Source organism: Natranaerovirga pectinivora, from assembly GCF_004342165.1.
Classification (GTDB): domain Bacteria; phylum Bacillota; class Clostridia; order Lachnospirales; family DSM-24629; genus Natranaerovirga; species Natranaerovirga pectinivora.
Genome location: NZ_SMAL01000017.1, coordinates 1 through 13,759, shown reverse-complemented (window position 1 = coordinate 13,759; position 13,759 = coordinate 1). Strand labels below are relative to the sequence as shown.

Sequence of the window (13,759 nt, the reverse complement as noted above, 5' to 3'; positions counted from 1 at the left end):
GTAAGTGTGGTAACACATTTAGCTGACCAATACTAATAGGTCGAGGTCTTAATCTAATTATGATTGCTTTAATCTTTGATTAAAGCAACTAAACCATAAAATTGGCAGATGCGTATCAGTCTTTATAAGACTTATAAGCATATGTCCAAAACATTAGAATGAACCGTTACAAACTTCTTCTCAGTATGTAGTTTTCAATGTATATAAAAAAAGGTTAAGAGTATTCTCTTAATCTTTTTTTGTTTATACAAAAAGTCTATTTCCTATAAAGTAACAAGTTGATTAAAGAGTGCAGTATTTTTCTAATATTTTTTAGACTGATGAAGTGACTTTGTTCTTATGAGGAAACAGTTATAATTCTAACCACTACTACAACAAAATAATTATATTTTGTAGCCATAATTGGAATTAAGTGCTTAAAGTAAATGTCAATAAAAAAATGCGTAAAAGATCCAAAGTAATAATACACAATTAATCTAATCAAAATGTTGAGTATATGAGGGTATAAAATACACCCTTATTTATAATAATGATAGATGCCAATAGGGATTAAAAAAGATGACTCCTAAACAATTTAGAAATCATCTTTAGAAAGGGGCTTAGCCCTTTTTTATAATGCGTCGATCTTATAAAAACATTTTATTCCTTTATACATAGGATGGATGGCTTAAACCAATAGCCCATCTAAAACGTTAACAATCCGATTACCATATGCTGCTGATTCCTCTGAATGGGTAACTTGAATGATAGTTTTACCTTCTTCTAAATTAATCCTTCTAAACAAATTCATGATTGTTTCTCCAGTTTTGCTATCTAAATTGCCAATAGGTTCATCTGCCAATATGATTTCTGGATCATTGATAAGGGCTCTTGCAATGGCAACCCTTTGTTGTTGACCACCAGAGAGCTGGCTAGGTTTGCTATGTCTTTTATCTGTTAATCCAACTAAATTCAGTAACTTATCTAATTGGTCTTTGTATTTTTTCGGTTTACCTCCATCAATAATAATAGGTAATATTATGTTTTCCTCTACTGTCAAATGAGGTATTAAATTAAAAAACTGAAATACGAAACCAATGTCTTTTCTTCTCATTTTACTCTCATCAGTATCATTCATTTTTTCTATAGGTTTCCCATTGATTTCAATAGTACCTTCAGTACAATTCTCAAGACCGCCCATTAAATAAAGCAAAGTGCTTTTCCCTGATCCAGAGGGACCCATAATTGATACAAATTCTCCTTTATTTATGTCTAAACTAACGCCTTTAATAACCTCTGTATTAACACCGCCATTTTGATATTCTTTTCTTACATTTTTTATCGTTATAACCTGCTTCATTATAATATCCTCCCTATTCATATTTTAAGTTTTCTATGATACTCATTTTCTTAGTTTTAAAAATTGGTAAGACAGCAGATATTATTGAAATTATAATACCTGAAACCAATATAATAATAAATTCTTGCTGAGAGTAATGTAATATAGGAGGAATGTTTATGATATATAATACATATTTTAATGATTGCAAAAACAATACTCCAATACTTATACCTGAGATAGATCCAATAACCCCACATAATAGAGATTCTTTTATTAGCATTCTTAACATTTTATTTTTTGAGAGCCCCATGGATCTTAATACAGCAAGAAATCTTTTTCTGCTTAAAAAGCTAATCATATAATTATTAAATATACCTACAATACCTATTGCCATAGCAATAAAAGAGATACCTTTCATTAAACCAAAAAGAGCATTATTATTTCTTATGTTCATTTCTTTCATCTCATCAAAAGTTGCTATAAAGAAAGGTTCAGTTGAAAACTGGGTTCTTATTGATGTAACAACTTCATCTGAAGGCATATTAGTTTTAATAAAATAAGTTGCACTATAATGGTTTGTAATATCTTCTAGAAAATTATCCTTATGAATAAAAGAAACTTGCCCATTATTAAAAAGGGTATCAATTATACCGATAATAGAATATTCTTTTATGAATCCTTCTAAGTTTAATGCTAGAGTCTGGTTTAGTGAGAGATTATATTTATTAGCAATAAATGAGGTAATAATGATTCCTTGAGAATTTTTTAAATCATATAGTATTTCATCTTTGGAGTTACCTAAATCCATAGACCAAGCAGAACTGAAATATTCATCATCAACACCATATAAATAGCCAATAATAGTATCGCTATTAGAGGAGGTAATATTATTTATGCTATAGGATTTATCAATTTTTTCTATACCCTTTATGCTAGATAATTTAGAATCAAATGCTTCACTATCAAAACTCTTTTCTAGATATATATCAGACTGAACATTATTAAATATATCAATAACTTCAATAAGTACAGAAGAAACAAGGGTATTGATTAATAAAATAACCCCTAAGCCAATGCCCATCAAAACAATACTACTGTGAATGGTTTTATCGTTTTTAATATTTGTAAGTGCAAGTTTAGAAGTATCGGAGGGCATTAGGTTATCTAATGTATTTATAATATTGCATAAAAATAATATAATAAAAGGTATTATAAAAGCAGCACCAATAGGCAACATAATAATACCAAGGATTGTAAGTAAAGTAGCTAAATGAGTAGGTGCATAATTAAACAGTAAAAAAGCACATATAATGAGAATAAGGCCCAATATTGCTTTTTTAGAATTTAATTTCTTCTCAGTATTGATAATATTTAGCATTATATCTTTAATAGAACGTCCAATCATTTTTAGAATAGGAAGGGCACCGCTTAACAAAGATAATAATATTGCAATAAAAATAGCTATAATCATATTTAGTAGATGAATGTTTAACGGGTTACCCTTATCCATACTCGAAATGCCCATTATTTGACTATCAACTATTTTTAGTATAAATATACCTAAAATGCCCCCTAGAACCCCACCAATAATTCCGTAAAAAATACTTTCTGTTAGTAGAATAATTGAAGTTTGTTTTTTTGTTGAACCAATACTTCGTAGTGTTCCAATAAAGGGGAGTCTCTCTAATGCAATAACTTTAAAAGCAGAATAAATAATAAAAACACTAATTAATAATACAACGATGATTAAAATCATTAAGGGTATGATTATCATATTCATGTTCTCTCTAACCATATCAAAATCAAAGGCTTCAAATCTATAATCAGGATATGTATTTTCTAAATATATTTTTCCTTCTTCTATGGAAGTATTACCATTGGTTTTTATAAAATAGGTAGTTACATTATTATCTAATTCTAAAGTATCTTGAAGAAATGTTTTGGGTAATAGCAACTGGATTCTACCAACTTGAGGTGACAATATATTATGTTGATCCTCCATAATACCATAGACTTTTAAGTCGTATATTGTTCCATTTATATTAATATCAAAAGAATCTCCAATAGATAGATTGTATTTGTCAGCAGTCCATTCGCCTAAAATAACATTATTATCTCTGAAAACTTGATCGCTATTACCATTAAAAGTGTTAACTTTATATAATAGCTTAAAATCCTCTAAATCAAATCCATACAATATGGCCCTTATTTGTTCATCTTCTAAGTTTTCTGCATATCCAAAAGTTTGAACAACACCTCTTGCATATTCAAAATAGTGGAGATTATTAAAGTCTTCATAGAAAAATCTGGACTGAGTCGTTCCGGTTACAATAATCTCTGATTGGCCAACACTTTGAGTAAGTTGTTTTTTAAAAATATCCTCTACAGAGTCACTTATGCTCATTACAGAGTAAATAAGAGCTGTAGATAGTAAAATGGATAGAACAATCATAAATGTACGCAACTTATTTTTTATAATATTAGCAAATGTAAGTTTTAATATTAATCTCATTTTTATACTCCTTTTTTCATTTTTCTAAATTGTATCATTACAAAAGAAAGTTAACAATATGATTAAATATATTTTAACCCAATTCTAATGATTCTTTAATATAATCAAGTATTCTCTAACAGAAATACTGTTATTATAAGAACATATTGACAGTGGATTTTTTTATAAGTAGAATATAGTTAGATATCTAAATAAAATCAAAGGATCGTGAGTTATGAGCTACAATAGAGAGGAATCATTAAATTATTTATTAACTAAAGTATTTAAATTGCGTCATATTAAACTTCATACGATGTTAACTGAGTTAGGTATGCATCCTGGTCAACATTCCATTTTATTCTTATTATGGGAGAAAGATGGTCAGACACAAAAAGAATTATGTAATGGTGTTATGATAAAACCTTCGTCTATTACTGTAGTTCTTGGAAGAATGGAAAAATCAGGATTGATTACTCGTAAAACAGATGTTGATGACAAAAGGGTATCAAGAGTTTATTTAACGGAAAAAGGTAAGAAAATTCAAAAAGAAGTAGAAGAGGCTCTTATGAAGATAGAAGAAAAGTGTTATGGTAATTTTACCGAGACAGAAAAAAAACAGTATAAGGACTTTTTATTAAGAATTAAAGCTAACCTAGAGAAGAAATAATAGTGTATATGAACTTAAGTTAATACAATGGAGGTATAAAAATTGAAAAATTTACTTAAATATATAAAGCCATATTGGATTTTCTTTATTTTTTCCATACTACTGATGTTAGTTGAGTTATATGCAGATTTAATTCAACCAGCGATCATTGCTGACATAGTAGATATAGGTGTTGTTAATCAAGATTTTAATTATATTTTACATAGAAGTTTAATAATGATTGGTTTGGCTGTTTTGGGTATGATAGGAGGATTTGGCTCTACGGTTTTATCCTCATATGCTAGTCAGAGTTTTTCTGTGGATTTAAGACGAGACTTGTTTAAAAAGGTTCAGTCGTTTTCTTTTTCTAATATTGATAAATTTAAAACATCTTCTTTAATTACAAGATTAACAAGTGATGTAACACAAGTTCAAAACATGGTAAGAATCACTATGCGTATGATGTTTAGAGCCGTTTTATTAAGCATTGGTGGCGTCTTAATGGCTTCTTTACTAAATCTCCGTGTTTCCATTATTTTTGTAGTAGCCATCCCTGCTTTAGTTGTGGCTTTTATATGGGTAATTAAAAAAGGATTCCCTATTTTTTCAGTAGTACAACAAAAATTAGACAAAGTGAATGGGGTTATGAGGGAGAACTTAGTAGGAGCAAGAGTTGTAAAAGCTTTTGTAAGAGCAGATTTAGAAAAGAATAGATTTAAAGAGGCTAATGAGGGCTTAATGAATTCATCTGTAAAAGGCTTAAAAATAGTTGCATTATTAATGCCTGCAATGATGTTGATACTAAATTTAAGTATCGTAGCTGTATTATGGATTGGTGGTATTGAATATAGCAAAGGTACAATGACAGATGGTCAAATTATAGCATATATTAATTATCTTACTCGTATTCTAATGGCATTAATGAGAGTTGCATTTGGCCTAATAATGATTTCAAGAGCAAAGGCATCAGTTCTAAGAATTAATGAAGTTTTAGATACAGAAGTGGATATTCATGATAATCCAAATGCAAGTGACTCTGCTATTAAAAAAGGGATGGTAGCGTTTGAAAATGTTACTTTTAAGTATTCTAAAGAGAATAAAGAACCTATTCTTAAGGACATTTCATTTTCTGTTAATGGTGGAGAAACAGTTGCTATTTTAGGAGCTACAGGATCAGGTAAAAGCACATTAGTGAACTTAATTTCAAGGCTATATGATGTAACTGAAGGGAAGATACTCATTGATGGCAAAGATATTAAAAGTTTTAAATTAAAATCATTGAGAAACCAGATTGGCATGGTACTTCAAGAATCCATTTTGTTTTCTGGAACCATTAAAGAAAACCTTTTATGGGGAGATGAAAATGCAAATGATAATGAAATTATTACAGCATCTCAATCTGCTCAAGCAGATGAATTTATATCAAATTTCACTAAAGGATATGAAACCATACTAGGACAAAGAGGGGTTAATGTTTCAGGAGGACAAAAACAAAGAATCTCTATAGCAAGAGCATTGGTTAAAAAGCCTAAAATTCTTATATTGGATGACAGTACTAGTGCTGTTGATATGGCAACAGAAGCTAAGATTCAAGAAGCGTTAAGGAGAAAAGAAAACAAATGCACAACTTTTGTTATTGCCCAAAGAATTAGCACAGTTCTTGATGCGGATAAAATTATTGTATTAGATAAAGGTGAAATTGTAGCACAAGGTACTCACGAAGAATTATTAAAAACAAGTGAAATCTATAAGGATATTTATATATCACAAATGGGGAAGGAGGCATAAAATGAGTAATAAAGAGGGTAATAACACCCAAAAGCAAGGTGGCGTCTCTATGAGACCTGGTGGTATGGGGAATAGAATGTTAGGTGCACCCCAAAAAGCAAAAGATACATGGGGGACAGTAAAAAGAATAGGCACATATATGATGTATTATAAATTCAAACTACTAGGTGTTTTGATAATGATTGTATTTAGTTCTTTATTTACCATTATTGGTCCTTATTTACTTGGTCTAGCTGTAGATGAGTATATAATACCTATGGATTTTAAGGGATTAACATTAATATCATTATTAATGATTGTAGTCTATCTTTTGGCATCATTTTTTACTTGGTTGCAAAATAAACTTATGATAGAAGTATCTCAACAAACGGTTACTAGAATGAGAAAAGATCTATTTGGAAAAATACAAAAATTGCCGCTTAAATATTTTGACAGTAGACCTCATGGAGAATTAATGAGTCGATTAACCAATGATGTAGAGAACGTAAGTAGTACTCTAAGCAACAGTACAACACAAGTATTCTCAAGTGTTATTATTTTAGTAGGAACTATAATTGCAATGTTATTGCTTAGCCCTATACTTACATTGATAAGTTTAATCATTATCCCATTAATGATCATTTCTTCTAATCAGATAACAAAGAGAACACGCAAGTTTTTTAAAGAACAACAAAAAAGCTTAGGTGAATTAAATGGATTAATTGAAGAAAGTATCTCAGGGCAAAAGGTAATAAAAACTTTTGCAAGAGAAGAACATATATTAAAGGAATTTGATGTGTATAATGAAAAATTTAGATATGCATCTATAAGAGCCCAGATTTATACAGGGTTAATCTTTCCACTTCTTAATGTATTAAATAATATTAGCTTTGCTATTGTAGCTGGTGCAGGAGGGTATTTGGCTGCAAGAGATGTTATTTCAGTAGGACTTATTTTAACCTTTATTAATTATATTAAACAATTTACTAGACCAGTGAACGAGCTTGCAAATGAGTTTAACATGGTATTGTCTGCAGTTGCAGGAGCAGAAAGAGTTTTTGAAGTCATTGATGAGGAAGAAGAGCCACTAGACATTAAAAATGCACTGCCATTAGAAAATATAAAAGGAAAAGTAGATATTTGTAATGTGGATTTTTCATATAATAAAGGTGTGCCTATTTTAAAGGGTGTTGATTTGAAAGTAGAGCCAGGACAAATGATTGCATTGGTGGGTCCTACTGGCGCAGGCAAAACAACCATTATTAATTTACTTACAAGATTCTATGATGTTGATTCAGGTACAATAAAAATCGATGATTATAATATAAATGACGTTAAAAGAAGAAGTTTAAGGTCTTCATTAGGCATAGTGCTACAGGATACATATTTATTCTCTGAATCTGTAAAAGAAAATATTAGATACGGAAAATTAGATGCAACAGATGAGGAGGTAGAAGAAGCTGCAAAACTAGCCAATGCGCATCAATTTATTGTTAGGTTATCAGATGGGTATGATACAGTACTAGGTGAAGATGGAGGAGGGTTAAGTCAAGGTCAAAGACAGTTACTTGCTATTGCAAGGGTTATTTTGTCAGATCCATCCATACTTATTTTAGATGAAGCAACTAGTAGTGTGGATACGAGAACAGAGATTCATATTCAAGAAGCTATGATGAAATTAATGCAAGGCCGAACAAGCTTTGTTATTGCACATAGATTAAGTACCATACAAAAAGCAGACTTAATTGTGGTCATTAATGATGGTCAAATAATTGAAAAGGGAACTCATAGTGAATTATTAGATAAAAAAGAATACTACTATGAGTTGTATATGACACAGTTTAACAAATTAAAAGAAATATCGAATTTATAATTGTAAAAAATTGTGATATAATGGTTTCAAATATAATAGATATTATTAAAAAAGATTTGCTGCAAAGGAGATAGTCTATGAATCGTGATGAGCAAAGGAAGCAGTATTTTGAAGACCTTTTTGTAAATAAGTCATTAAACAATAAAAATAGATTTAAAAGTTTAATATCCTTATATAAAGGTAATTTTTCTAAAATTATTTTAGCAATTTGTTTTTATATCGTTAAGCATTCTCCAACTTGGGTTTTGCCAATTGTGACAGCAAATATTATTACTATGGTAAGTAGTCCTAATGACTCAGACTTTGGAAAATTAGCATTAAATTTTACCATAGTGATTATTTTACTAATACAAAACATACCTTTTAATGCCTTATATATGAAGCATTTAAGTTTATGTGTAAGGCAAGTTGAAATGAGCTTAAGGAGTAGTCTGGTTAGAAAACTACAACAATTGTCTATTGGTTATCATAAAGAATTAAAATCAGGTAAATTACAATCTAAAGTATTAAGAGATGTTGAGGCAATAGAATTTTTATCTAGGAATATTATTAGTTCATTAATTCCCGCTTTAATCAACATAGTTATATTTATTATAATCATCAGTTTTAGAAGTTTAACCGTTACTACCTTCTTTTTATTTCTAATTCCTTTATCTGTTTTTCTAATGACTGCATTTAAGAAAAATATTAAGGCATCCAATAGTGAGTTTAGAAAAGAGATAGAAGATATGTCAGCAAAAGTATCAGAAATGGTCCAAATGATTCCTATAACAAGAGCCCATGCATTAGAAGCTGTTGAAATTAGTAAGATAGATAACCAATTAGAGAAAGTAGAAAAAAAAGGCTTCAAATTAGATATGATTACAGCATATTTTGGTGCCTGTAGTTGGGTTAGTTTTCAAATTTTCTCAGTTGTTTGTTTAATGTTTACCACTTACCTAGCTTATAACGGCAGTATTCCTATTGGTGATATTGTATTATACCAAACGTACTTTACTACGATTGTCAATCAAATAGCGAATATTACTAATATCTATCCTAATATAGCAAAAGGATTTGAATCCATTGATTCTGTAACAGAAATACTGTTAGTAGATGACATTGAAAAAAATCAAGGTAAAAAAAGAGTGAAAGAAGTAAATGGTAATTTTATTTTTGACAATGTAGATTTTCATTATTTATTAAACCAAGAACCGGTAGTTAGTAATTTTAATTTAGAAGTAAAGGCAGGAGAATGTATTGCTTTTGTAGGGGAATCGGGAGCAGGAAAATCTACCATATTAAATCTTATTGTTGGATTTAATCAACCTTCAAAAGGAAAAGTATTATTAGACGGTATGGATATGAGTGAAATAGATTTACGCTCTTATAGAAAATTTTTATCAGTAGTCCCACAAAATAATATACTTTTTTCTGGAACCATTCGTGATAATATAATGTATGGATTGCCTAATATAACAGAAGAAGAATTAAATAAAGTCATTGAATTATCCAACCTTAAGAATTTTATTAGGGAGTTACCAAATGGATTAGAAACTATTGTAGGAGAACAAGGTAGTACATTATCTGGAGGACAAAAACAAAGAATAGCAATAGCAAGAGCAATGATAAGAAACCCTAAAATTATTGTCCTAGATGAAGCCACCTCTGCCTTAGATACAATTTCTGAATTTCACGTACAAAAAGCAATGGAAGAATTGATAAAAGACAGAACAACTTTTATCGTTGCACATAGGCTTTCTACTATTAGAGATGCTGACAGAATCGTTGTAATGAAAAAAGGACAATGCATAGAAATTGGTACATATGAAGAATTAATGAATAGTCAAGGAGAGTTCTACAATATGCATAGACTTCAAGCATAGTAAAAACATGGATGAACTCATCCAATATTTGAGAGTATCGACAAAGTCGATACTCTCTTAATATATTCTAATGGGAAACCCTCAATCATTCCTTAGTTGAAAGGGTTTATCCCATACTTCTATCGAAAAATATTATTCTGAATGGTACTTTACATCAGGATCAGAATAAAAGCGTTTGTTTTCATTTAAAGTGATTAACTTATCCATATCTTCTCTTGCAATAGAGAAATCAAATAGATGAGCATTTTCCTCAATTCTATGAGGTTTTACAGATTTTGGAATAGCAACGATTTCTTTTTGTAGAATAAAACGTAATGCAATTTGAGCCACTGTTTTATTATATTTATTGGCTAATTCCTGTAGTAATGGGATGTTTAATATTTCACCACGCATTAAAGGGGCATATGCCTCTAATTGAATTTTATGATTTTTACAAAATTCTTGTAAGTCATCTTGTTGAAGTTTTAGGTGGTATTCAACTTGATTAATCATGGGCGTTATTTTAGCAATAGACATAATGTCTTCAATATGATGAGTTTTAAAGTTGCTTAAACCTATAGCTCTAACTTTACCTGTGTTATAGATTTCTTCTAATGCTCTCCAGGTTTCTTTAGATTTTCTTTTTGGCCAATGTATTAAATAAAGATCTAGATAATCAAAACCCAGTTTATCTAAAGTTTCATCAAAAGCTTTTAAAGTTGTATCATAGCCTTGATCATTATTTCTTACTTTACTTACAATAAATATTTCCTCTCTTGGCACATTGCTTTCCCGTATTGCTTCCCCTATAGTAGCTTCATTGTCATATGCTTTTGCTGTATCTATATGCCGATAACCAAAGTTAAGAGCTTCTTTAACAGCTATTTTTCCAATAGATTCTATGGATTGGAATGTTCCTAATCCTAATTTTGGTATATTTACGCCATTATTTAGGGTAAAGTAATCATTTATATTTTCCATAAAAAACCTCCTTTGTTAATAGTTTAATATAAAATTATTTGAATAACAATAGATTGTGAAAACATGGAAAGAAAAGGCTTCTTATTACAAGATAATAATTGTTAAATAAAAACATGTCGAAAAAAAGAAAAAATATCTTTAATCTTTTATATTACTTTGATATAATATAGAGGTAATATAATGTCTTATACTACTAATATTAATTAATAAAAATTTTTCCAAAGTTATGGTGTGCAAGTGCTTGCTATTATGTTTAGCATTTAAAGTATTTGTATTCTTGAAAAGTAACTTCAAAATAACATAGAAATATAAGAGGTGAATAGATGAAAGGAACGGTTGTATCAACTTGGCTCAAAACTTGTAGAAATCTATATGGCAACGATATTGTTGACAATGCACTTAGACATTCAAATGTGGCGACAGATAAAACATTTAGTCCATTAGAAGAGGTAAATGATGATATTGTTAATAATATTATAGGTTATATTGCAAAAGAAAAAAACTTAAAATTATTTGATTTATGGGAAACAATAGGTAAAGATAATGTGAAAACTTTTCAAAATGACTATCCAGCTTTTTTTAGGCATCAAAATTTGTATCATTTTTTAAGATCTATGAATGATGTACATAAAATTGTAATGCAAAGAATTCCTGGAGCAAAACCACCCGTATTAGATATTGAACCGATTTCTTCAAAGGAAGCACATTTTACCTACAGGTCTAAGCGTGGAATGTTTGGATATTTTACTGGGTTATTAAAGGGAGCTGCTGAACATTTTGGTGAAAATTTAATCATTCAAGAAATAGAAAAAACTAATGAGATACTAAAAGTAAAACTTACATTTGAGAATCAAATAAGTTTTAATAAGAAATTTGTACTTAATAAAATTTTATCTTTTGGTTTTATAAAAGATTATAATGTGAAAGTGGCAATTTTGTCTACAGGGTTGACATTATTAGGAAGCTTTGGTTTAAGCTCTGTTATAAAGGATACAAATGTGTTGATTGGCTCTATTGGCATATTGACTTTTGTTTTTACTTTTATTTCTTCACGATTAATAAGTAAACCATTAAAATCAATTATAAAAGAGTTGGAAGATATAAAGGATCACAATTACACTGAGCTTATAAATCTACAAACTAAAGATCAGTTTGAAAATATATTTAATGAAATAAATAATTATAAAGATATCATTAAAAAAGACTTTGTTGGTTTTAAAGGTATAGTTGATGAAATGAATACCTTTAGTGATAGAATATCCAATATTGCTTTTACGATGAATAATACATCAGATGAAATATCGGATATTGTTGAGCAGTTAGCTACGGCAGCACTTAGCCAAGCAGAGGATACTGAAAGTTCAGTATATGTCCTAAATAACAATATTCAAGAAGTAAAGAAAATTGCAAGTGAAGAACAAGACAATAAAACTGAATTAGAGGAAGCGGTAAACAAAATTGAAGATAGTTTTAAAAATGTAGAGTTCACTGCGAAAAAAGTAAATAATGTGTTAGATAAATTTAGAGAAGTAAAAGAAAGTGGACTAAGTCTAAGATCAAATGCAGAAAATATTACTGATATTGTTGGTATTGTTTCATCAATATCACAACAAACAAATCTATTAGCACTTAATGCGTCTATTGAAGCTGCTAGAGCAGGAGAAGCAGGTAGGGGATTTGCTGTTGTTGCAGAAGAAGTACGAAAATTATCTGAAGAAACTAATGAAGCAGTGGAAAACATTAATACTTATTTAGGCGGCTTTGTAAAGGATATTGCTGTTATGGTAGAAGATATAGATAAGCAATATTCAGTTCTTTCACAAGAGAATACAAATCTATCTAATGCAGTAGAAACATCAAGTGATGCAAATACGAGAATAAAAGTTGTTTCAGATAAACTTTTTGAAACAGCAAGGAAATTAGAAACAGAATCTAATTCAATATCTAAGGTGTTTGAGAATATAGAATCACTAGCAGCTATCGCAGAAGAAAATTCAGCTTCTTCAGAAGAGGTAAGTGCCAATGTTACAAACTATGCAGAGCAAATAAAGAAACTATCTACTAATGTGGCTGAGTTTAAAAAAATAACTGAAAGCTTTAAAGAAGACTTAAATACATATAGAATATAAAACATAAATCAAGTCAGAAATGACTTGATTTTTTATTATTACAATAATTATACAAATATAGTGAATAAATACTAGTAGAGAAGTTAATAATATGAATAGAATCATTAGGAGGTTACTATGGACGGAAAATTAAAAGTACAAAAGGTTAGAAAAAACTCAGATGGTGATATTACTCAGGTTTTGTTAGATGATGGACAAGTTTATACTGTTGAAGAAGCTATAACCCTAGTTGCTGAAAATAAAATAAATGGCGTCAATGTTAGTAAATCTAAAAGTGGGAAAATGTTTTTAAGATCTAATGCTGACGCAGATACAAGTAATAATTTAGATCAGTTACCAATTTTTTAAATAAGGTGTGATAAAATGACTAAAGTAAATGTTGTGAAAATCGAAAAGGATAGCACTGGCTCCATATCGAAACTTATTACAGATACAGGAAGAAGCTTTACATTAACACAGCTATTAAATTATATTGAACTTAATAATGAATTGGATGCTAGTGATAGTAGGACAAAAGTAGAAAAAAAGTCAATTTCTTAAAAAAAGTGTAAAAAGATGTAAAAAGGAACTTGTAAGATAGAGCAATCTACTTACAAGTTCCTTTTTATAATGTGGTTCTATAATAAATGTTGGGGTGTAAAAACCTCAACATTATTTTTTTGTAAAAAAATAATGCACTTATCCTCAATTCCCTTTAACATGTTAAT

General features: G+C 29.3%; 10 protein-coding genes. 7 read left to right on the top strand and 3 right to left on the bottom strand.

Annotated elements, in window-relative coordinates:
• Positions 1 to 667: 667 nt before the first annotated feature.
• Together EDC18_RS14110 and EDC18_RS14105 are read right to left on the bottom strand one after the other, a co-directional pair.
• On the bottom strand, positions 668 to 1,339 hold the full coding sequence (locus EDC18_RS14110; protein ID WP_132254191.1) for an ABC transporter ATP-binding protein: 672 nt from the start codon (positions 1,337 to 1,339) through the stop codon (positions 668 to 670).
• A gap of 13 nt (positions 1,340 to 1,352) precedes the next feature.
• Positions 1,353 to 3,833 (bottom strand): ABC transporter permease, encoded by a 2,481-nt coding sequence (locus tag EDC18_RS14105; RefSeq protein ID WP_132254189.1) that lies wholly within the window; start codon positions 3,831 to 3,833, stop codon positions 1,353 to 1,355.
• Positions 3,834 to 4,047: 214 nt separating this feature from the next.
• On the opposite strand from EDC18_RS14105, the gene EDC18_RS14100 reads away from it, so the two are divergent.
• The 4 genes from EDC18_RS14100 to EDC18_RS14085 all read left to right on the top strand — a co-directional run bounded on the left by EDC18_RS14100 (position 4,048) and on the right by EDC18_RS14085 (position 9,963).
• A complete protein-coding gene (locus tag EDC18_RS14100; protein WP_132254187.1) occupies positions 4,048 to 4,479 on the top strand; it encodes a MarR family winged helix-turn-helix transcriptional regulator in 432 nt (143 codons plus the stop codon).
• Positions 4,480 to 4,521: 42 nt separating this feature from the next.
• Positions 4,522 to 6,246, top strand: coding sequence for an ABC transporter ATP-binding protein (locus EDC18_RS14095; protein WP_132254185.1), 1,725 nt, complete (start codon positions 4,522 to 4,524; stop codon positions 6,244 to 6,246).
• A 1-nt stretch (position 6,247) separates the two neighbouring features.
• Positions 6,248 to 8,098: an ABC transporter ATP-binding protein gene (locus tag EDC18_RS14090; protein ID WP_207669231.1), complete on the top strand. Its 1,851-nt coding sequence runs from the start codon at positions 6,248 to 6,250 to the stop codon at positions 8,096 to 8,098.
• A 77-nt stretch (positions 8,099 to 8,175) separates the two neighbouring features.
• Positions 8,176 to 9,963, top strand: coding sequence for an ABC transporter ATP-binding protein (locus EDC18_RS14085; protein ID WP_132254184.1), 1,788 nt, complete (start codon positions 8,176 to 8,178; stop codon positions 9,961 to 9,963).
• A gap of 132 nt (positions 9,964 to 10,095) precedes the next feature.
• Here EDC18_RS14085 and EDC18_RS14080 read toward each other — a convergent pair whose 3' ends face one another.
• Positions 10,096 to 10,923, bottom strand: coding sequence for an aldo/keto reductase (locus EDC18_RS14080; RefSeq protein WP_132254182.1), 828 nt, complete (start codon positions 10,921 to 10,923; stop codon positions 10,096 to 10,098).
• Positions 10,924 to 11,246: 323 nt separating this feature from the next.
• Between EDC18_RS14080 and EDC18_RS14075 the strand changes: the two genes are divergently transcribed.
• From EDC18_RS14075 to EDC18_RS14640, 3 genes are all read left to right on the top strand, one after another.
• A complete protein-coding gene (locus EDC18_RS14075; RefSeq protein WP_132254180.1) occupies positions 11,247 to 13,052 on the top strand; it encodes a heme NO-binding domain-containing protein in 1,806 nt (601 codons plus the stop codon).
• A 117-nt stretch (positions 13,053 to 13,169) separates the two neighbouring features.
• A complete protein-coding gene (locus EDC18_RS14070) occupies positions 13,170 to 13,400 on the top strand; it encodes a DUF3892 domain-containing protein (RefSeq protein ID WP_132254179.1) in 231 nt (76 codons plus the stop codon).
• Positions 13,401 to 13,415: 15 nt separating this feature from the next.
• The gene (locus tag EDC18_RS14640) at positions 13,416 to 13,592 is read left to right on the top strand and encodes a hypothetical protein (RefSeq protein ID WP_165878602.1); all 177 of its coding nucleotides are present in this window, start codon (positions 13,416 to 13,418) and stop codon (positions 13,590 to 13,592) included.
• Positions 13,593 to 13,759 lie beyond the last annotated feature (167 nt).

What these genes read in the sequence shown, in the direction of transcription:
- EDC18_RS14110 (WP_132254191.1), bottom strand. Translation starts at nt 1,339, where the DNA reads ATGAAGCAGGTTATAACGATAAAAAATGTAAGAAAAGAATATCAAAAT.
- EDC18_RS14105 (WP_132254189.1), bottom strand. Translation starts at nt 3,833, where the DNA reads ATGAGATTAATATTAAAACTTACATTTGCTAATATTATAAAAAATAAG.
- EDC18_RS14100 (WP_132254187.1), top strand. Translation starts at nt 4,048, where the DNA reads ATGAGCTACAATAGAGAGGAATCATTAAATTATTTATTAACTAAAGTA.
- EDC18_RS14090 (WP_207669231.1), top strand. Translation starts at nt 6,248, where the DNA reads ATGAGTAATAAAGAGGGTAATAACACCCAAAAGCAAGGTGGCGTCTCT.
- EDC18_RS14085 (WP_132254184.1), top strand. Translation starts at nt 8,176, where the DNA reads ATGAATCGTGATGAGCAAAGGAAGCAGTATTTTGAAGACCTTTTTGTA.
- EDC18_RS14080 (WP_132254182.1), bottom strand. Translation starts at nt 10,923, where the DNA reads ATGGAAAATATAAATGATTACTTTACCCTAAATAATGGCGTAAATATA.
- EDC18_RS14075 (WP_132254180.1), top strand. Translation starts at nt 11,247, where the DNA reads ATGAAAGGAACGGTTGTATCAACTTGGCTCAAAACTTGTAGAAATCTA.
- EDC18_RS14070 (WP_132254179.1), top strand. Translation starts at nt 13,170, where the DNA reads ATGGACGGAAAATTAAAAGTACAAAAGGTTAGAAAAAACTCAGATGGT.
- EDC18_RS14640 (WP_165878602.1), top strand. Translation starts at nt 13,416, where the DNA reads ATGACTAAAGTAAATGTTGTGAAAATCGAAAAGGATAGCACTGGCTCC.